Here is a 20,053-nt window from a genome sequence, read left to right on the forward strand (position 1 = left end):
CGCAATGACGTGGATGGGTCAACACCTCAACCCAACAAAAAAGGCGCTCATTTCTGAGCGCCTTTTCGTTTGTCTGTTGAACCAGCTTACTTCGCGGCCGGATTGGCCGGGGCCGCCGGTGCTGCACCAGCTGCCGGCTGCTGGGCTTCGAGCTTGGCGCGGGCTTCCGCTGCGCGCTTCTGCAGCTCTTCCTGCAGCTTCTTCTGGGTTTCTTCGAACACCTTCGGATCGGTCGGCGGGCCGTCATAGGCCTTGGCGAATTCGGCCAGCGGCAGCGGCAGCGTCAGCGGTGCGCCGTTGGAGTTGATCGCCTGCACGATCAGGTTCTGGCCCTTCTTCAGATTGGCCAGGAGCTCCGGGGTGACTTCGTAATCGGACATGCAGCCGTTGGCGAAGCAGATCACATAGGGGCTCTGTGCCGGGGCATTGCTGTCCACGATCACGCGGGTGCCGTGCACGAGCTGCATGCCGAGCGGCAGCGTCACGCGCAGGATCTTCTTCGGTTCGCCTTCCGGCTCGATGATGACGGCGGCGATGACGGGCTGGCCCGACTCGATGCGGCCGTCCTTGCCGGTGAAGCAGACCTGCTTGGCGTTGGCGTCCTGGCCCTTGAGGCAGAACTTGGTCCACGGCGCATAGATCAGCTGAACCTGCTGATCGGCCGGTGGCGCGCCAGCGGCTGGCGCCTGGGCGGCGGGAGCGGCCGGGGTAGCAGCCTTCGGAGCGGCCTTCGGCGCAGCCTTGGGCGCAGCAGCCTTCGGCGCTGCGGCAGGCGGCGCAGCAGGCGCGGGAGCCTGCGCATGCGCAACCGGAGCGATCAACGTGGCGGTCAAGGACGTCGCCGCCAGAAGCGCGAAGCCCCGCCCGCGCGGCAGAACCGACGCAGCCAAGAGACGGAAATTCATTTCGGAAAACCCTTTCTGAACGGAGGCGCTCATATCCCGGAGGCGGCGCTGACAGTCACCCGTTGGCGGGTGTCTCGGTGCCAATTAAGGCCGTTACGTGACAGGCCGCGCCGTCCTCGTCAATTGTCCGCTTTCAATACAGCGGCCGACGAAAAGATCAATGGCGCCAGCCCTATTTGATGCATGGCACAGGTTCGGGGCGGGCAGCCATGGTAAAGTTCCTCTGTGAAATCAACCGAATCAAATCGCACAGATGCACAGGGTCTTTCGACCCTGTCTAAGGTGATCGCGGCGCTGGCCTGCTGGACAGCTCTAGCCGCCCCAGTGGCCGATTCCGCACAGGCCGATCCCAGCCACGCGATCGCCATGCACGGCGCCCCGGCCCTGCCACCCGATTTCAGGCAGACGCCCTATGCCAATCCCGACGCGCCGAAAGGCGGCCGCATGGTCCAGGGCGTGCTCGGCACTTTCGACAGTCTCAATCCCTTCATCGTCCGGGGCATCGCGGTGCCGCAGATGCGCGGCTATGTCATCGAAAGCCTGATGACCCGCGGCCAGGACGAAGCCTTCACGCTCTACGGCCTGCTCGCCGAGAGCGTCGAAACCGACGATACCAGAAGCTTCGTCACCTTCCGGATCAATCCCAGGGCCCAATTCTCCGACGGCAAGCCCGTCCTCGCTGCGGACGTGCTGTTCTCCTGGCAATTGCTGCGCGACAAGGGCCGGCCCAATCACCGGCAGTATTATTCGAAAGTCGCCAAGGCCGAGGCGTTGGATGAGCGCACGGTCCGCTTCGACTTCGGCGGCCAGGCTGATCGCGAATTGCCGCTGATCCTCGGCCTGATGCCGGTGCTGCCGAAACACGCCGTCTATCCCGACACGTTCGAGGAAACCTCGATGGCGCCGCCGCTGGGCTCCGGGCCCTATACGGTGACGGCTGTGAAACCCGGCGCGGCGGTGACCCTCACCCGCAATCCCGTCTATTGGGGACGCGACCTGCCGATCAATCGCGGGCTGTGGAATTTCGACGAGATCCGCCTCGATTACTATCGCGAGGCCAACACCCATTTCGAAGCCTTCAAGCGCGGCCTCTACGACTTCCGCGTGGAGAACGAACCGCTGCGCTGGCACGACGGCTACACATTCCTCGCCGCCACGTCCGGCGAGGTGATCCGCGACGGCATCAAGACCGGCCTGCCGAAGCCGTCAGAATTTCTGGTGTTCAACACGCGGCGGCCGATGTTCGCCGATATCCGCGTGCGTCAAGCGCTGACGCTGCTGTTCGATTTCGAATGGATCAACCGCACTTATTTCTTCGGCCTCTATGCCCGCTCGGCCGGCTTCTTCGCGGGCTCGGATCTCTCGGCCTACATGCGCTCAGCGGATGATCGCGAACGAACGCTGCTGCAGCCCTATGGCGCAAGCATCGCGGCCAACATTCTCGATGGCAGCTACCGCTTGCCGGTCAGCGATGGTTCGGGCCGAGACCGTCCCGCGCTACGCACTGCGCTGGCGTTGCTGAAGGATGCCGGCTACGTGCTCGATAACAACGTGCTGCGGCGGCAGTCGGACAAAGCGCCCCTCGCCTTCGAGATCCTCGTCACCACCCGCGATCAGGAACGCATCGCGCTGGCCTATGCACGCGATCTCAAGCGCGCCGGCATCATTGCCAATATCCGCTCCATCGATGCCGTGCAGTTCGACCAGCGCCGCATCAATTTCGAATTCGACATGATCCAGAACCGCTGGGATCAGTCGCTGTCGCCGGGCAACGAGCAGTCGTTCTACTGGGGCTCGGAAGCCGCCGACAATCCCGGCACCCGCAACTATATGGGCGCGAAGAATCCTGCGGTCGACGCCATGATCTCCGCCATGCTGGAGGCCCGCGACCACGGTCCGTTCGTCGATGCCGTCCGCGCCATGGACCGCGCGCTGATCGCCGGTTTCTACGCTATCCCGCTCTACTATGTCGGCGAGCAATGGATTGCGCGATGGAATCGGATAGAACGACCTTCGACCATCGCGCTCTCAGGCTATTTGCCGGAGACCTGGTGGGCCAGAACGCTGCCAGCTTCGCCGCCGAACCGGAAGTGACACCGTGACATCACCCACGCCGAACGCCTCGCCCACCCTCGACGGTCTGTTTCGCCGCATTCTCAGCCGGCAGCCGCAGGCGCTGGCGCTGGTCGATCCCGCCGACAAGATGCGCGTCACCACAACGGAACCGCAGCGGCTGACCTTTGCGGACGCTGACCGGGCGATCTCGGCGCTGACGGCGCATTTCATGGAGGCCGGCCTCCCCGCCAATTCGGTCATCGCCGTCCAGTTGCCGAACACCGTCGAATTCGTGCTGACCGTGCTGGCCGCACATCGCGCCGGCCTCGTCGTCGCGCTGCTGCCGCAGCTCTGGCGCCAGGCCGACCTGACCATGGCACTGAATCGCTGCAGTGCGCGTGCCCTGGTGACGTCGAGCAAGATCGATGGCGTCAGCCATGCAGATCTGATCATGAACGCTGCGGCTGAAGCCTTCTCGATCCGCTATGTCGGCGGCTTCGGCAGCGACCTGCCAGAAGGCATGACCCCGCTCGACGCTGTGCTGTCCAGCGAGTTCGTGGAGCCCACGCCCGTGACGCAGGACGCCCGCCGCGCGGCCATCGTCTCCTTCGATGTCACGTCCGATGGCTTCCGCGCAGTGCCGCGCACCCATCTCAACCTGATCTCCGGTGGCCTTGCTGTGTTCCTGGAGAGCGGGATGCCACAGGGCGCCACGATCATGTCGGCGATGGTGCCGTCGTCTTTCGCCAGTATCGCCTCGTCGCTGGTGACCTGGCTGCTCTCTGGCGGCGTGCTCGCTTTGCATCATCCGTTCGACAATGCGGTGCTGGAACGTAGCATCGCTGCCAACGCCTGCGACGTGCTGGTGGCGCCGGCGCCGCTGGCGCAACGTCTCGCCGATGGTGGGTTGCTGGATCGCTCGCCGGTGCTGCGTTATGTGCTCGGCCTCTGGCGCGCGCCTGAACAGGTCGCCGCCTCGCCTGCATGGCCGGGCTCGCAGGCATCGTTCACCGACGTCTATCTGTTCGGCGAAGCCGGTCTGTTCGGCGCCGTCCGCGGCGACGACGGCTTGCCCCTCGCCATCATGCCGGGCCCGCACGGCGCGCCGCGCGCCCAGCAAGGCTCCTCCATTGCCGGCGACATCATCCTGACGCCCAGGGGCACGCTGGGCCTCCGCGGACCTATGGTGCCGGTGCTGGCCTATAYGGCCCAGGCCGACGCCAGCAACGCGCTGATCCCCGCCCAGCCGCTCGATTATGTCGATACCGGCTATATGGCCCGGCTCGACCGTGCGACCGGCGCGGTCAACATCACCGCGCCACCCTCGGGCATCATGGCCGTCGGCGGCTATCGCTTCCTGGCGCAGGACCTCAACGAATGGGCCAAGCGGCTCGGCGAGAACGCGATGCTTACCGCGCTTCCCGATCGGCTCAGCGGCTACCGCCTCGCCGGCCGCGCCAGTAATAACGGCCGCGCCCGCGACGCTCTGACGGAACTCGGCCTCAATCCGCTGATGGTCGAAGCCTTCCGCGACCGCGCCGCCGCCGACTGAGCGAGCAAAAGCGATCCTGAAAATGCGAGCGATCTCATTGACTCTGCATTAAGGACGTCGGGCTAGCCTGCCGCGATCAGTTTCGCGTCAGAGGTAGCAGCCAAGCATGTCCGACCAGGCCACGATCGTCGCCGTCTCCAACCAGCAGCCGGCCGCGTTTGCGACAGCCCTGGCGGAGAGCAACATCTTCCCGGTTGTCGATGCGACATGGGCCGAGGCGCTGGATGCAGTGGCCCGCGTCCAGCCGGCCGCCGTGATCGTGTCGGCCTCCGCTGGCGACATGCCGACCTTCCAGGCGCTGGCGAAGCGCCTTGGCGCCAAGCAACCTTACGTGCCGCTGATCGCGATCGATCCCGCCACGGACTTGCCGGGCCATGCGATCCCGCTCACGCAAACCGACGGCAATTTCGACCGGCTCAGCGCGCGGCTGCGCAACGCGCTGCGTGTGCGCACGCTGCACGCCACGGTCATGCGACGCCTGACCGCCGAAAACCTGCATCGCATGTCCCTGCAGTCGGACCCGCTCGACGATGCGACGGTGATGCTGATCGGCCGCGGCGGTGGTTATGCCGCGCTGTCGGTTGCGCTCGGCGAACGCGTCGGCGTGGTCGGCGCGCTCAGCATCGAGGCTGCCGCCAAGCATCTCAATGCGCGCGACCTCGACGGCATCGTCATCGGCGAAGGCTTCAGCACACGCGTCGTTGACGCGTTTCTCACTGTCCTTACCGAGGACGCACGCTTCCGCAATCTGCCCGTTGTTGTCACCGTGCCCGGCCTGACGCCGAGCTACGATCTTGCCAATCTCGAAATGGTCGTAGGCGATGCCGACACCGTCGCGGCCGCGGCGCTGCCGCTGCTGCGCCAGCACGCCTTCGAAGCGCGTCTCGGCCGCACCCTGAAGTCGATCGAATCCGACGGGCTGCTCGATCCCGCCACCGGCCTGCTGACGACGGCAGCCTTCGAACGCGACATCGCGACCGCCGTCTATCACACCCAGACCCGCGGCGGCGGATTGTCGATGGCCCGGTTCTCGTTCGACAACATCCCGCTGCGCGCGCAGCGCGATGCTGCGCGGATCATCAGCCGGCTGATGCGGCGGATGGATTTCGGCACGCTGCAGAGTGACGGCTCTATCGTGGTCGCCTTCGCCGAAACCGACCAGCGCAACGCCCATATGATCGCCAGGCGGCTCTCCAGCGTGATGAAGCACACCATGCACGGACCCAAGCGCGATGCGCGCAACGATCCCCACGTCACCGTGATCACGATGGAGCCAACGGATACCGCAAAGTCGCTGCTGGCGCGCCTGCATGGCGAGGACGCGCAGCGCGAAGCGTCTTAGTTCCAGAAATAAAATCAGGAACGAAGTATCGAACGTCGCATTGTAGGTGCATCCGCAATGGAGACAACGATAATGAAAAAGCTCGCACTGATCACCGCTTCCCTCGCCCTTCTCGCCACGCCGGTTCTGGCGCAGTCGACAGTCACGACGGGGGCTGCGCCCGCCGAGGCAAAGTTCTCGACCGTCTCCAAGGAGGAGATGTTCTCGTCCAAGCTCAAGGGCCTGAACATCACCAACCAGAAGGATGAGACGATCGGCGAGATCAGCGATCTCGCAATCAAGAACAACCAGGTCGACGCGCTGATCCTGTCAGTCGGCGGCTTCCTCGGCATGGGCGAACACTACGTCGCAGTCTCGCCAGCTTCAGTGAAGGTGAGCCTGAACAAGGACAACAAGTGGGTGGCGTCGATGAACACCACCAAGGAAGCGCTGAAGGCCGCTCCGGAATTCAAGTATCCGAAGTAAGCGTCGCGTAGTTCAACAAACGGCCGTCGGCAGCAATGCCGGCGGCCGTCTTGTTTTGCGGCATGCTCTGTCCTCATCCTGAGGAGCCGCACTTTGGCGGCGTCTCGAAGGATGCGTGTTCGGCGCTGACTTCGCAGCCATCCTTCGAGACGCAGCGCCATCGGCGCTGCTCCTCAGGATGAGGACGGAGCGAAAGCGCCTAAGCCGCCTTTTTGCTCTCCGCGAGCCCCGCCAGCGCGCGCAGGATTTCCGTTGCGCCTTCGAGACGTTCTTCCGGTGTTCCCCAATCCTGCAGGAACACCACCTTCATGTCCGGGCGCACCTTCGCGGCCTGGCCATACTGCTTGATGAAGAATACCAGCCTGTCCGGCTGCGCGAACGAGTTGTCGCGGAACGAGATGACAACGCCCTTCGGACCGGCATCGACCTTCTCGACATTGGCGCGGCGGCAATAGGCCTTGATGGCCGCGATCTTGAACAGATAGCGGACCTCGTCCGGTAGCACGCCGAAACGGTCGCGCAGTTCGGCGGCGAAGGCAGCGATCTCGTCATCGGTCTCGAGATCGGCGAGCCGACGATACAGCGACAGACGGACCGCAAGATCGGCGACGAAATCGTCGGGGATCATCACCGGCATGCCGAGCGTGATGGTCGGCGACCACCTGTCGGCGATCGGCTCGGAGATACCCGACTTGAGCGCCAGGATCGCCTCTTCCAGCATCGACTGATAGAGCTCGAAGCCGACTTCCTTGATGTGGCCGGACTGTTCTTCGCCGAGCAGATTGCCGGCACCGCGGATATCCAGATCGTGCGAGGCGAGCTGGAAACCAGCGCCGAGGTTCTCCAGCGACTGCAGCACCTTCAAACGGCGTTCCGCCTGCCCGGTGATCTTGTGCGTCGACGGCAGCGTGAACAGCGCATAAGCGCGCAGCTTCGAGCGACCAACGCGGCCGCGGAGCTGATAGAGCTGCGCCAGGCCGAACATGTCGGCACGGTGAATGATCAGCGTGTTGGCGTTGGGAATATCGAGACCCGACTCCACGATCGTGGTCGACAGCAGGATGTCGTATTTGCCGTCATAGAAGGCCGACATGATGTCTTCGATGACCGTCGGCGCCATCTGGCCATGGGCCACGGCGACCTTCATCTCCGGCACATGCTTGTCGAGGAAGTCCTTCACCTCTGCAAGATCGTCGATCCGCGGCACGACATAGAACGCCTGACCGCCGCGATAGCGCTCGCGCAGCAGCGCTTCGCGGATCATCAGGGGATCGTGCGGCGCCACGAAGGTCCGCACCGCCAGACGATCGACCGGCGCCGAGGCAATGATCGACAGATCGCGCACGCCTGTGAGTGCGAGCTGCAGCGTGCGGGGGATCGGCGTGGCCGACAGCGTCAGCACATGGACGTTGGCCCGAAGCTGCTTCAGCCGTTCCTTATGCGTCACGCCGAAGTGCTGTTCCTCGTCGACCACGACGAGCCCGAGGTCCTTGAACTTGATGGATTTTCCGAGCAGCGCATGGGTGCCGACGACGATGTCGATGGAGCCGTCCGCAAGCCCCTTCTTGGTCGCCGTCAGCTCTTTCGGCGCGACCAGCCTCGAGGCCTGCGCGACATTCACCGGAAAGCCCTTGAAGCGCTCGGTGAAGTTCTTGGCGTGCTGGCGCGCCAGCAGCGTGGTCGGTACCACGACGGCGACCTGCTTGCCTTCCATGGCCACGGCGAAGGTGGCGCGCATGGCCACTTCCGTTTTGCCGAAGCCGACATCGCCGCAGATCAGGCGATCCATCGGCCTGCCATGTTCGAGATCGTGCAGCGCGGCGTTGATCGCGGTCTGCTGGTCCTCGGTTTCCTCATAGGGGAAGCGTGCGCAGAATTCGTCATACTGCTCGCGCGGAACGACGATCCGCTCGGTCTCGCGCAGATGCCGCTCGGCGGCGATCTTGATGAGTTCGCCGGCGATCTCCTGGATGCGGTTCTTGAGCTTGGCTTTGCGCGCCTGCCAGCCGGAACCGCCAAGCTTGTCGAGCTCGACATTGGTCGCGTCCGAGCCGTAGCGCGACAGAAGTTCGATATTCTCGACGGGGAGAAACAGCTTGGTCTCGTTGGCATAGCGCAATTCGAGACAGTCATGCGGTGCGCCGCCGACCTGCAGCGTCTGCAGCCCGACGAAACGACCGATGCCGTGTTCGACATGGACGACGATGTCGCCGGCCGCGAGGCTCGTCACTTCCGAGATGAAGTTGTCGAGCTTGCGACTCGCCTTGCGCGGCCGTACCAGACGGTCGCCGAGGATGTCCTGTTCGCTGATGACGGCGATCTGGTCGGTCTCGAAACCGCTCTCCATGCCGACGACGGCCAGCATGGTCTCGTTGCGCGGCGTCGCCTGCACCGCGCGCCAGGAATTCACCATCTGCTGGTTGAGCAGCTTGTGGTCCTTCAGCATGCTGGCCATGCGGTCGCGCGAGCCCTCGCTCCACAGCGCGACGACGACCTTCTTGCGCTCCGCCTGCAGCGCCTGGATATGGGCGACCACACGCTCGAACACGTTCACATTGGCGTCGGCCCGCTCCGGCGCGAAATTGCGGCCTGCCCGTGCGCCCGCGTCGACCACGCCCGGCGTGCCGTCCGGCACGGCAAACGGCGACAACCGCGCCATTGCGAGATCTTCCAGCCGCTTGTGCCATTCGCTGTCGGTCAGATAGAGCCGGTCCGGCGGCAGCGGCTTGTAGATCGCGCCGCCGCCGGGGATGCCCATGGCTTCGCGGCGCGCCTCGTAATAATCGCCGATCTGCTTGAAGCGTTCGGTGGCGGCATCTTCGCCCTGCGGCTCGATGGCAACCGGCGTGCCCGGCAGATAATCGAACAGCGTCTCCATCCGGTCCTGGAACAGCGGCAGCCAGTGTTCCATGCCGGGATGACGGCGGCCTTCGCTGACCGCTTCATAAAGCTGGTCGTCGCGCTCCGGCGCGCCGAACTGCGCGACATAGCCCATGCGGAAGCGGCGGATAGTTTCGGTGATGAGCTGGAATTCAGACACCGGCACCAGATCCAGCGCGCGCATATCCATCAGCGTGCGTTGCGTCTCGGCATCGAAGGCCCGGATCGATTCCAGACTGTCGCCGAAGAAGTCGAACCGCACGGGCTGGTCGAGGCCCGCCGGAAACAGATCGAGGATGCCGCCGCGCACGGCATATTCGCCGGGCTCCCGCACGGTGCCGGAGCGGGTATAGCCGTTGTGTTCGAGCCAGGCGACGATGGAGTCCATCGGCACCACATGGCCGGGCGCGACCGACAGCGCCTGCGCCGCGACGATCTCGCGGGCCGGCACGCGCTGGACGATGGCATTGACCGTCGTCAGCACGATCATCGGCTTGTCGCTGCCGGTGAGGCGCGACAGCCGCGCCAGTGTGGTCATGCGATGCGCGAGAATGCCGCCATGGGGCGAGACGCGGTCGTAGGGCTGGCAGTCCCAGGCCGGGAATTGCAGCACCGGCAGATCCGGCGCGAAGAATTCCAGCGAGCGCGCGAGCTGCTGCATCCGCGGCCCGTCACGGCAGATCACGGTGAGGCTCACCGCCGGCGGCTTCGGCTTGGCCGCAACCGCGCGTGCCAGATCGGCAACGATCAGGCCTTCGGCGCCCTCGGCGACATTGGCAAAGGTCAGCGCACGGCCGGGCGCAAGCTGCGCGGCCGGCGAGGCAACGGGGGATTTCATAGAGGCTTGTCCAGATTCCGGAACAGCTTGATGCGCTCGAACAGCGGCGTGCGGTACTGCTCGTCCAATTGGGTATCACCGACAAAGGCCGGATAAAGCTCGGGGTCTTCGAGGCCGATCAGGTCTTCGAGCTGCTTGAGTTCGAGGTCCGCCAGAATGCCGATCTCGGCATCCGCAAAGCGGCCCAGAATGAGATCCATCTCGCGCGTGCCGCGGTGCCAACAGCGGAACAGCAGCCGCTTGCGGCGGTCATCCAGGCCGTTGCTCGATCGTGTCGTTCCCGTCATCTGTCCATCCCGCCCAAAGCCCGCAAACGCAGAAAGCCCGGACGTGCCGGGCAGGCTCATATAGCCTCCGCTTCCGCCCCTGTCAGCACCTCATAACGCATTGCTTTCGCCTTGAAATGCATCCAAGTCTCGCAAATACCGTAGCTCTCTCGCCGTGCTGGCCACCTGAGTCGTCCTGATGCGCCCTGAAGTGCTCAATCCCCTGTTCGTCCCAGTCACCAGCATGTCGGGCATCGGGCCGAAGCAGGACAAGCTGCTGCGCTTCCTGCTGGACCGCGCCGAGACGCCGCGCATCGTCGATCTCCTGCTGCATCTGCCGGCCAGCGTGATCGACCGCCGCGACAGGCCGAAGATCAACGAGGCCGAGATCGGCGCCATGGTGACCCTCGAAGTCACCGTCGATCGCCATCGCGAACCGCCGCCCGGCCGCTCCCGCGCCCCGCATCTGGTCTATGCCCACGACGACACCGGCACGGTGATCCTGACCTATTTCCGGACGTATCCGGGCCAGATCGAAAAGCTGCTGCCGGTTGGCGAGAAACGTTATGTGTCCGGCACGACGCAGCTGTTCGACGGCATGCTCCAAATCACCCATCCCGACCGCGTGGTCGACGAGGAGGGCTTCGCCAAACTCACGGGCATCGACGCGGTCTATCCGCTGACCCAGGGCCTCGCGATCACTTCGCTGCGCAAGGCCATCGCGCAGGCGCTGACCAAGCTGCCGGCGCTGCCGGAATGGATCAGCCCGGAAGTGATCCGGCGCTGCAAGTTCCCATCGCTGGCGGAGGCGTTGCAGCGCGTGCATGTCCCGGTCGAGATCACCGACGTCCTGCCGGAAGGGCCGTTCTGGTCGCGTCTCGCTTTCGATGAACTGCTCGCCGGCCAACTCGCGCTGGCGCTGGTGCGTGCGCAACTCCGTCGTCCCGCCGGCGATCGCAATGCCGGCGATGGTCACATCCGCCGCAAGATCATCGACGCCCTGCCCTATGCGCTGACGCAATCGCAGCAGCGGGCGACCGCAGCCATTGCCGACGATCTCACCAAGCCGCTGCGCATGCTGCGGCTGCTGCAGGGCGATGTCGGCTCGGGCAAGACCGTCGTGGCGCTGCTGGCCGCTGCAGCAGTTGCGGAAGTCTGCAAGCAGGCCGCATTGATGGCCCCCACCGAAATCCTTGCGCGCCAGCACATCAAGACCATCGCGCCGCTGGCCGAGCGCGCGGGCCTGCGCGTCGCCATCCTCACCGGCCGCGAGAAAGGCCGCGAGCGCAAGGATATCCTGGCGCGGCTCGCCGCCGGCGAGATCGACTTCATTGTCGGCACGCATGCGCTCATTCAGGACGACGTCGAATTCAAGGCGCTGGCACTGGCCGTGGTCGACGAGCAGCACCGCTTCGGCGTCCGCGAACGTCTCACGCTGACCAACAAGGGTAGCGCAGTCGATGTCCTCGTGCTGTCGGCAACGCCGATCCCGCGCACGCTGGTGCTGACCTATTTCGGCGACATGGACATTTCCGAACTACGCGAAAAGCCCGCCGGCCGTCAGCCGATCGAGACCCGCACCATGTCGGCGAGCCGGCTGCAGGAAGTCATCGACGGCATCGGCCGCGCGGTGGACAACGGCAAGCTGATCTACTGGATCGTGCCGCTGGTCGAAGAGTCCGAAATGGACGGCCCGAAACTCACCAATGCGGAAGAGCGCTTCGAGAGCCTGCAGCAGCGGTTCGGTGACAAGGTTGGCATCGTGCATGGCCGGATGAAGGGGGCGGAGAAGGACGCGGCGATGGCGCGCTTCGCTGCCGGCGAGACACAGATCCTTGTCGCCACCACGGTGGTCGAAGTCGGCGTCGACGTACCCGCCGCCACCATCATGGTGATCGAGAATGCCGAGCGTTTCGGCCTCGCGCAACTCCATCAGCTCCGCGGCCGCATCGGCCGCGGCTCGGAGGCGTCCACATGCCTCCTGCTCTATCGCGAACCGCTCGGCGAGATCGCCACCAAGCGCCTCAAGGTGATCAAAGACTCCACTGACGGTTTTCGCATTGCCGAGGAAGACCTCAAGCTGCGCGGCGAAGGCGACGTATTGGGAACGCGTCAGAGCGGCATGCCCGGCTTCCGCATCGCGCGGTCGGAGGTTCATGCACAGCTGATCACGCAGGCGCGCGACGAAGCGCTGCGGATCCTACAGGACAATCCGAAACTGACAGGCGAGCGCGGCGAGGCGCTGCGCTGCCTGCTTTATCTGTACGAGCGCGATGAGGCGATCCCGCTGATCGGTGCGGGATAGTCGCTCCGGATCAACGACATAGCTTCGTAACGTTGACGCAATGTTCCCCACCTAGGTTCGACGCTTGGCTTGCGGCGAAAGGGTAGTTGTGTGCGCGTGCTTCTCGTCGAGGATGAACCGGAAATGGCAGCGGCGCTCGCGGCCGCGCTCAAGGGCCACGATATGGTGGTCGACCGCGTGGCGACGATCGGCATGGCCGAGGAGGCTCTGCTCACCAACAGCTATGGAGCCATCCTGCTCGATCGCCAGTTGCCCGACGGCGACGGGCTCTCACTGATCCCCAGATTAAGAGCGAGTAGCGTGCAGGCGCCCGTCATCGTGTTGACGGCGCGGGGCGACCTCGCCGATCGCGTAGCCGGGTTGGATACCGGCGCCGACGACTATCTCGGCAAGCCATTTGCGATCGAGGAACTGTTGGCGCGGCTGCGCGCCGTGCTGCGTCGGCCAAGCGACATGCCAGCCGAAATCCTGCAACTCGGTCGCCTCGCCTACAGCGCCGAGCACCGCCAGGCGAGCGTCGCCGGTGTCGCCATGACGTTGCCGCGCCGCGAGTTGCTGGTGCTCGAAACGCTGCTGCGGCGCTCTGGCCGGACTGTCGCACGATCCGCCCTTGAAGAAGCGGTCTACGGCTTCGACGATGAAATCCAGTCCAACGCCCTCGATACCCATGTCTCGCGCCTGCGCCGCAAACTGGCCGATGCCAGCGCGGATGTGGAAATTCATGCCATTCGTGGCATCGGCTATCTGATCAAGCGCACACCATGAACCGAATTCGCGGCAAGTCATTGCGATGGCTGTTGGTCAGTCGACTCGTCGCCCTGCAGGCGCTGATGGTGACCGGACTGGTGTTGACCATTGTCGGTGTGTTGTGGGGCGGCGGCTATATCGTCTCGCTGGAGCCCGAAGACGAGACCATCAACGTGATCGAGAACGCCATCGCGCGTGACCAGGCCGGCGCCATGATCGTGCGCGACACGCCCGCGCTGGCGCGGCAGCGCGTCAGAATGCCCGAACTATGGTTTCTCGTCAGAGACAAGGACGGCCATCGCGTTTCGCAAGGCGACGTACCGCCCGAATTCGCGCGCATAGGCGATGCGCTCGATGACGTCGGCCAGGCTCGTCTCGGCTGGAATATCGGCGATGCTCCGCGCGCCACGGCACGCATGCGCTGGGTCAGCAGCGCCGCAGGCCGCGTTCAAATTCTCACCGGCTCCGGAGGCACCGTGCCCTGGCACCGCGTCGCCGCCGCCATCGCAACGCTGTTTCTCAGCGTGGTGCTGCCGATTCTCGCCGTCATGGCCCTGACGACTCTCGTTGCCACGCCCATCGTGGTCAGACGGGCGCTGCTCGGTCTCGGCCATGCGGCAGCGCAGGCCAAACGGATCGACACCGACAAACGCGGCGCGCGCCTCACGCTGGACCAGGTGCCCAACGAGATCGTTCCGCTGGTCGTGGCCATCAACGACGCGCTGCGCCGCCTTGACGAAGACTTCGATCGTCGCCAGCGGTTTCTGGTCGATGCCGCCCATGAATTGCGGACGCCGATTGCCATTCTTCAAACCCGGATCGAGTCGACCGAACCCGGACCGCATACAGCACGTTTACTCGAGGATGTCCGCCGTCTGTCGACACTCGCCGACCAGCTGCTGGACACGGAACGTTTGAAGCAGACCGCTGCGCCGCAATCGGATATCGACCTCGTCGAGATCGCGCAGCATGTGACCTCGGATCTTGCGCCGCTTGCCATCGCAGCAGGATACGAGATCGCATTCGAGAGCAGCGTGAAGCAGGCCCCCTTGTCAGGAGATCAGGGGGCACTGGAGCGCGCACTCGCAAACCTGATTCACAATGCGATCGAATACGGTGGACGTCGCGGAAAAATAGTCGTCAGCGTCACCGCGTCTTCGGTCTCGGTGACCGATGAAGGCCCCGGCATCCCGCTGAACGATCGAGAGCGCGTCTTCGAGCCGTTCTACCGGCTCAATAGCGGCTCGCGCGGCGCCGGCCTCGGACTCAATCTGGTTCGCGAGATCGTTCGGCTTCATGACGGCATGATCGATATTCAGGACGGTCCGAACGGCGGCACGCGCGTCACCATGGCCTTCGGCAGGCGGCATGCCCAACGCTAGCAGCGATGCACGTTGAATATCGCCGCCGCTTTATTGCAGCGTCAAAGACATCACGTCATGTTCTCTCAATCTCCACTGCACATACCCATGACACTGCCGACGACCGTCGGCGTCGATGCATTTGCAATGGATAGTTCACATGACTGCAAACGGCCTCCTGCTCTTCTTCCGATCGCTCGCATCTGCCCCCCGAACCGTCGGAGCGATTGCACCGTCCGGGTCTGCCCTCGCCAATATGATCACCCGCGATATCAACGGCGCGACCGGCAAGGTGCTCGAACTCGGCCCCGGCACCGGCGTCTTTACGAAAGCTCTGCTGAAGCAAGGTGTGAAGGAAGGCGATTTGACGCTCATCGAATATGGCTCGGACTTCATGCGCCTGCTGCAGCAGCGATTTCCGCGTGCGCGCGTGCTGTGGATGGACGCTTCATGGATCGCGCCGCAAAAGGTGTTCGAACCCGCGACGTTCGGCGCCGTCGTCAGCGGACTTCCATTGCTGAACATGGCACAAAACAAGGTCGATGCGATCCTGGCCGGTGTTTTCAACAGCCTCCGCTCCGATGGCGTAATGTATCAGTTCACCTACGGCGTCCGCTGTCCGATCAGTCATCTGCAACTCCAACAATTCGGGCTCGAGGCGTCCTGTGTCGGTCGCGTGCTGATGAACGTTCCGCCGGCCTCGGTCTATCGCATCACGCGGCGCCAGTCCGCCGTCCGGGTGGCAAAATGAGCGTGATGGCCACAGAACTATCCGATCTTCTGATTAACTGCGTCCACATCGGCCCAATCGGAATCATCGGGCTTGGCATCGCCGAGAAGCTGTTTCCGTTCGTGCCGTCTTACGTCGCATTCGTGGTCATCGGCATCGTCGTCGCTGCAAAGCAGAGCGATCTCGCCTCAGCCATCCTGGCGCTCGCGATCGGCTCGACGGCCGGTTCGCTGTGCTGGTATGGCGCTGGCCTGATCCTGGGAGAACGGCGCAGCGCGACATTCGTGAGACGCTTCGGTCCCTATATCGGACTGACCTCTGCGCGCTACCAGCGCGCAGCGGGTGCATTTCAACGAAACTCCTCGCGGTCGGCCAGACGCTGCCCGTGATCCGAGTCTATATGGCGATCCCCGCAGGGGTGCTCGGCGTGTCCCTTCCGCAATTTCTGCTGGGAACGTTTATCGGCAGCCTCGCATGGAGCGGACCGCTACTGGGGCTCGGCTTCTGGATCGGGGACACCAGTTCGGACCCGGCATCTGCGGCCCTGATCGTCGTGGCGATATTGATCGCGCTGGAAGCGCTGATCGTATGGGGCTGGCGCCGCTTCAACCGGCGCACATCACGACGCCGTCCGGCAGCCAGCTAGAACTATGTCATGGCCAAAACGGCCGTCCGAAGCGGGCCAGACTGAGCCCGGAATCTCGATCCAAGCTCGTCATTCCGGGGCGCGGCCGGCACTTGCCGGTCGCGAACCCGGAATCCCGGAGTGTCTGGCTCTACGGTGACTCCCATGTCGGGATTCCGGGTTCGGTCCCGTCGCCTTCGGCGCCGCTCCCGCCCCGGAATGACAGTTTGGGGCGGCAAGACAGCGCCCAAACATTTTTTCCTATCCTCCGTTGACAGCATCCCCATCAGGTTTATATTCCCCTCCGTCCTGCCCCACCGAGAGGGGCGATCGCGATCGTCACGTTCGCGGGGTGGGATGCGGTGGACGCCGGAGATGCGGCGTCACGCGGTTCATGGGGGAACGTCTGTCTTCGGGCAGGACGAATCTGCGCCAGCACTGCCACTGGCAAGGAGACGGCCGGCCTTCGGATTGACAACCCCCTGGGCAGTGTGACGGACGACCAAGTCAAAACGCGTTCGGCTTACTCGCTTGAGGCTCCCTTCCCATCGCCTTGGGACTTTAATTCGCGATCGGAGCGTTCGTCGAGGCAAAGTGCAAGCAACCGAAAAAACACCGCAGGCGGAACGTCGGGCACTTGCTCGGCGCCTCCGAAAGTCCTGATGCATTCTAAATTGCGGAAGACCGCATCGCATCAGGCCCAAGGGTGCATCGGGCACCCGGCGTTCCGCACGCCCTCTCACAAGGGGGCGGGAATGCAAGAGACGACGGCGCCCCCGCGCCGCAAACAATGGGGGCGATGACGCATGTCTGAAGGGCCGTGGCTGTTTGACAGTTGAATCAGCGATGACGCACAGGCGCCAGAAGTTTCCCTCCCCCAAGCAGCGAAGCTGCGCAGTGGGGAGGGTCGGCCGATAGGCCGGGGTGGGGTCCCTCCCCATGCGAGGACAGCGTTCGTGGCACCACCCCACCCGTCTCGACCGCTCCGCGGTCGATCCACCCTCCCCACGGCGCGGCTTCGCCGCTTGAGGGAGGGAAAGAAAGCTCTACGACCTAATCCACCTGTGCTGGCTGCTTCGCTGGCGGAGCATTCGCGATACCCGCTGCCGTTGCCATCTGCGCCAATGCTGCGATCTTCTTCTGCGAATCTGAACCTGGCTGGACGACGCCTGCCGACATAATCAGCGTCGCGGCATCCTCGGCGGACATGTCGATGTCGATGATCTTGCTCTTCGGCACATAGAAGAAGAATCCCGTCGTCGGATTCGGCGCACAGGGCAGGAACACCGAGATGTGCTCCTCCTGCCCCGGCAGGCTCTTCGCCACTTCGGTGCTTGGCGGCTGCGAGATCAGCACGATCGACCACATGCCGGGCGACGGAAACTCGACGAGACCGACTTTACGGAAACTCGATCCCGAGCCCGAGAACAGCGTCTCGAACACCTGCTTCAGCCCGCGATAGATCGCGCGCACCACCGGCATGCGGCCGAGGAGGTTCTCGCCGAGATCGACCAGGGAGCGGCCGATCAGGTTGGCGGTGAGGAAACCCAGCAGGGTCAGCGCCACGAAAGCGACGATCAGGCCGGAGCCCGGAATACCGTAAGGCAGATACTGTTCGGGCCGATAGGCCTCCGGTACCAGCGGCCGCACGATGGCATCGACCCAGGTGACGAACCACCAGGTGAGGTAAAAGGTAATCGCGACCGGACCGGCAACGATCAGACCGGTGAGGAAATAGTTGCGGATCCGGGCCATGAAGCCGCGCGGCGCCTCGGGCGGCGGGTCGCCAACGGGCGGGGTCAACGGCAAATCGGGGCGTTCCATCAGCGTTTCAAATCCATCTGGCGCGGCGCGCGAAACCGCGCCGTCAGTCCTTATGGGTATCCTAGCAGGATTTCGCCAGTGCGGGGGAAGCCACTTGGCGGCGCCAGGCGGCCAAACCGGCCGCCTGCGACAATCTTGCCGCTTCGCCGGCCTATTCCACCGTGACCGACTTCGCCAGATTGCGGGGCTGGTCGACGTCAGTGCCCATCACCACGGCGGTGTGATAGGCGAGCAACTGCACCGGCACGGCATAGACCAGTGGTGTGAAGGCTGCGTCCATGTCCGGCATCACAATGGTCACCATGGAGTCCACGGTGGCCTCCTCCGCGCCCTTGGCGTCGGTCATCAGAATGATGTTACCGCCGCGCGCTGCGACCTCCTGCATGTTCGACACGGTCTTGTCGAACACCCGGTCATAGGGCGCGATCACGACCACCGGCATGGTCTCGTCGATCAGCGCGATCGGACCATGCTTGAGTTCGCCGGCCGCGTAACCCTCAGCGTGGATGTAGGAGATTTCCTTCAGCTTCAGCGCGCCCTCCAGTGCCAGTGGATAGCTGGTGCCGCGGCCGAGATAGAGCACGTCCTTCGACTTGGCGATGTCGCGCGCCAGCTTCTCGATCGCAGCTTCGTGCGTCAGCGCGTCGGTCATCAGACGGGGGACCTTGACGAGACCGTGAACCAGTTTGGCTTCGTCGGCGTCGGACAGCTCGCCGCGGGCCTTGCCGGCTGCGATCGCAAGCGTCGCCAGCGCCATCAGTTGGCAGGTGAAAGCCTTGGTAGAAGCCACGCCAATTTCCGGACCAGCCAGTGTCGGCATCACGGTCTCGCTCTCGCGCGCGATCGTCGAGGTCGTGACGTTGACGACAGCGAGCGTGTGCATGCCCTGCTCTTTGGCGTAACGCAGCGCTGCCAGCGTATCGGCCGTCTCGCCGGACTGTGAGATGAAGATCGCCAGATCGCCCTTGCGTACCGGGGCTTCGCGATAGCGGAATTCAGATGCCACATCGACTTCGACCGGCACGCGCGCAAAACGTTCGAACCAGTATTTAGCGATGAAACCCGCGTAGCTCGCAGTGCCGCAGGCGGTGATCGAAATGCGCTGGATGTCCTTGAAGTCGAACGGCAGCGTCATCGGCAGCGCCACGCGCTCGTTCGCCAGATCGACATAACGCGCCAGCGTGTGACCGACGACTTCGGGTTGCTCGTGAATTTCCTTGGCCATGAAGTGGCGATAGTTGGCCTTGTCGACCATGAAGGCCGACGCGCCGGATTTCAGCACGTCGCGCTTCACGACCTTGCCGGATTCATCGTGGATCTCGCAGCCCTTGCGGGTCAGCACCACCCAGTCGCCGTCTTCGAGATAGCTGATGTCGTCGGTGAACGGCGCCAGCGCAATCGCGTCGGAGCCAAGATACATCTCGCCGTCACCATAGCCGACCGCAAGCGGCGAGCCTTTGCGGGCGCCGATCATCAGGTTGTCGTGATCCTTGAACACGAAAGCCAATGCGAACGCGCCTTTCAGGCGCGGCAGAGCCTGCTTCACAGCTTCGACCGGCGATGCGCCCTTCTGCAGATAGAAGCTGACGAGATGCGCAACGACTTCGGTGTCGGTCTCACTGGCGAATTTGGCGCCGCTCTTTTCGAGTTCAAGGCGCAATTCGCGGAAATTCTCGATGATGCCGTTATGCACGACCGCGACGCCTTCGGCGGCGTGCGGATGCGCGTTGGCTTCGGTCGGCTTGCCATGCGTCGCCCAGCGCGTGTGGCCGATGCCGATATGACCTGCCAGCGGCGACTTGCCGAGCTTGGCTTCGAGATTCTTCAGCTTGCCTTCGGCGCGGCGGCGATCGATATGCGCGCCTTCCAGCGTGGCAACGCCAGCGGAATCGTAGCCGCGATATTCGAGGCGCTTCAGCGAGTCCACGATCTGGTCAGCAACCGGACCGCGTCCCAAAATTCCGACGATGCCGCACATGCGGTGTATCTCTCCAAGTGGTATCAAATTGCCCAGAAATACTGGAACTCTCTTAGCGAGAATCGCAAATCGACTGTTACTCAATAATTATTGCCGATTGAGACAAGTTACCGCGGTTGTAGGGGCATTTTGCGCGACGCGTTTAACAAACCATCAACGTGTTTGCGAAAGCATCTACCC

General features: G+C 63.9%; 15 protein-coding genes. 10 read left to right on the forward strand and 5 right to left on the reverse strand.

What is annotated here, in order from left to right; translation table 11 throughout:
* Window positions 1–86: 86 nt before the first annotated feature.
* Window positions 87–905 (reverse strand): invasion associated locus B family protein, encoded by an 819-nt coding sequence (locus tag AC1DUY_RS02655; protein WP_478112054.1) that lies wholly within the window; start codon window positions 903–905, stop codon window positions 87–89.
* A 294-nt stretch (window positions 906–1,199) separates the two neighbouring features.
* Between AC1DUY_RS02655 and AC1DUY_RS02660 the strand changes: the two genes are divergently transcribed.
* The 4 genes from AC1DUY_RS02660 (at window position 1,200) to AC1DUY_RS02675 (ending at window position 6,319) form a co-directional block, all read left to right on the forward strand.
* Window positions 1,200–2,999, forward strand: coding sequence for an extracellular solute-binding protein (locus AC1DUY_RS02660; RefSeq protein ID WP_478112420.1), 1,800 nt, complete (start codon window positions 1,200–1,202; stop codon window positions 2,997–2,999).
* Window positions 3,000–3,003: 4 nt separating this feature from the next.
* Window positions 3,004–4,512, forward strand: coding sequence for an AMP-binding protein (locus tag AC1DUY_RS02665; protein WP_478112056.1), 1,509 nt, complete (start codon window positions 3,004–3,006; stop codon window positions 4,510–4,512).
* Between the two features lie 106 nt (window positions 4,513–4,618).
* Window positions 4,619–5,854, forward strand: coding sequence for a GGDEF domain-containing protein (locus AC1DUY_RS02670; RefSeq protein ID WP_478112058.1), 1,236 nt, complete (start codon window positions 4,619–4,621; stop codon window positions 5,852–5,854).
* Window positions 5,855–5,926: 72 nt separating this feature from the next.
* Entirely contained in the window at window positions 5,927–6,319 is a 393-nt protein-coding gene (locus AC1DUY_RS02675) for a PRC-barrel domain-containing protein (RefSeq protein ID WP_093758623.1), read from the forward strand.
* A gap of 199 nt (window positions 6,320–6,518) precedes the next feature.
* Here the strand turns inward: AC1DUY_RS02675 and mfd are convergent, their stop codons facing one another.
* Window positions 6,519–10,037 carry a transcription-repair coupling factor gene (gene mfd, locus AC1DUY_RS02680; RefSeq protein ID WP_478112060.1) on the reverse strand — a complete coding sequence of 1,173 codons (3,519 nt, stop codon included), beginning with the start codon at window positions 10,035–10,037 and terminating at the stop codon, window positions 6,519–6,521.
* Window positions 10,034–10,324, reverse strand: coding sequence for an FAD assembly factor SdhE (locus AC1DUY_RS02685; RefSeq protein ID WP_089264393.1), 291 nt, complete (start codon window positions 10,322–10,324; stop codon window positions 10,034–10,036). Before AC1DUY_RS02685 ends, mfd begins: the two co-directional genes overlap by 4 nt.
* Window positions 10,325–10,502: 178 nt before the next feature.
* On the opposite strand from AC1DUY_RS02685, the gene recG reads away from it, so the two are divergent.
* From recG to AC1DUY_RS02715, 6 genes are all read left to right on the forward strand, one after another.
* On the forward strand, window positions 10,503–12,608 hold the full coding sequence (gene recG / locus AC1DUY_RS02690) for an ATP-dependent DNA helicase RecG (protein WP_478112062.1): 2,106 nt from the start codon (window positions 10,503–10,505) through the stop codon (window positions 12,606–12,608).
* Window positions 12,609–12,698: 90 nt separating this feature from the next.
* Window positions 12,699–13,373 carry a response regulator transcription factor gene (locus AC1DUY_RS02695; protein WP_478112064.1) on the forward strand — a complete coding sequence of 225 codons (675 nt, stop codon included), beginning with the start codon at window positions 12,699–12,701 and terminating at the stop codon, window positions 13,371–13,373.
* Window positions 13,370–14,737 (forward strand): sensor histidine kinase, encoded by a 1,368-nt coding sequence (locus tag AC1DUY_RS02700; RefSeq protein ID WP_478112066.1) that lies wholly within the window; start codon window positions 13,370–13,372, stop codon window positions 14,735–14,737. Before AC1DUY_RS02695 ends, AC1DUY_RS02700 begins: the two co-directional genes overlap by 4 nt.
* A gap of 139 nt (window positions 14,738–14,876) precedes the next feature.
* The gene (locus AC1DUY_RS02705; protein WP_478112068.1) at window positions 14,877–15,467 is read left to right on the forward strand and encodes a class I SAM-dependent methyltransferase; all 591 of its coding nucleotides are present in this window, start codon (window positions 14,877–14,879) and stop codon (window positions 15,465–15,467) included.
* Entirely contained in the window at window positions 15,464–15,835 is a 372-nt protein-coding gene (locus AC1DUY_RS02710) for a DedA family protein (RefSeq protein ID WP_478112070.1), read from the forward strand. Before AC1DUY_RS02705 ends, AC1DUY_RS02710 begins: the two co-directional genes overlap by 4 nt.
* The gene (locus tag AC1DUY_RS02715) at window positions 15,832–16,092 is read left to right on the forward strand and encodes a hypothetical protein (RefSeq protein WP_478112072.1); all 261 of its coding nucleotides are present in this window, start codon (window positions 15,832–15,834) and stop codon (window positions 16,090–16,092) included. Before AC1DUY_RS02710 ends, AC1DUY_RS02715 begins: the two co-directional genes overlap by 4 nt.
* A 1,032-nt stretch (window positions 16,093–17,124) precedes the next feature.
* Here the strand turns inward: AC1DUY_RS02715 and AC1DUY_RS02720 are convergent.
* Both AC1DUY_RS02720 and glmS read right to left on the reverse strand, forming a co-directional pair.
* On the reverse strand, window positions 17,125–17,898 hold the full coding sequence (locus AC1DUY_RS02720) for a DUF502 domain-containing protein (protein WP_374725664.1): 774 nt from the start codon (window positions 17,896–17,898) through the stop codon (window positions 17,125–17,127).
* Between the two features lie 148 nt (window positions 17,899–18,046).
* Window positions 18,047–19,873 carry a glutamine--fructose-6-phosphate transaminase (isomerizing) gene (glmS, locus tag AC1DUY_RS02725; RefSeq protein WP_184516399.1) on the reverse strand — a complete coding sequence of 609 codons (1,827 nt, stop codon included), beginning with the start codon at window positions 19,871–19,873 and terminating at the stop codon, window positions 18,047–18,049.
* Between the last annotated feature and the right edge of the window lie 180 nt (window positions 19,874–20,053).

The organism is Tardiphaga sp. P4_G1, from assembly GCF_056401215.1.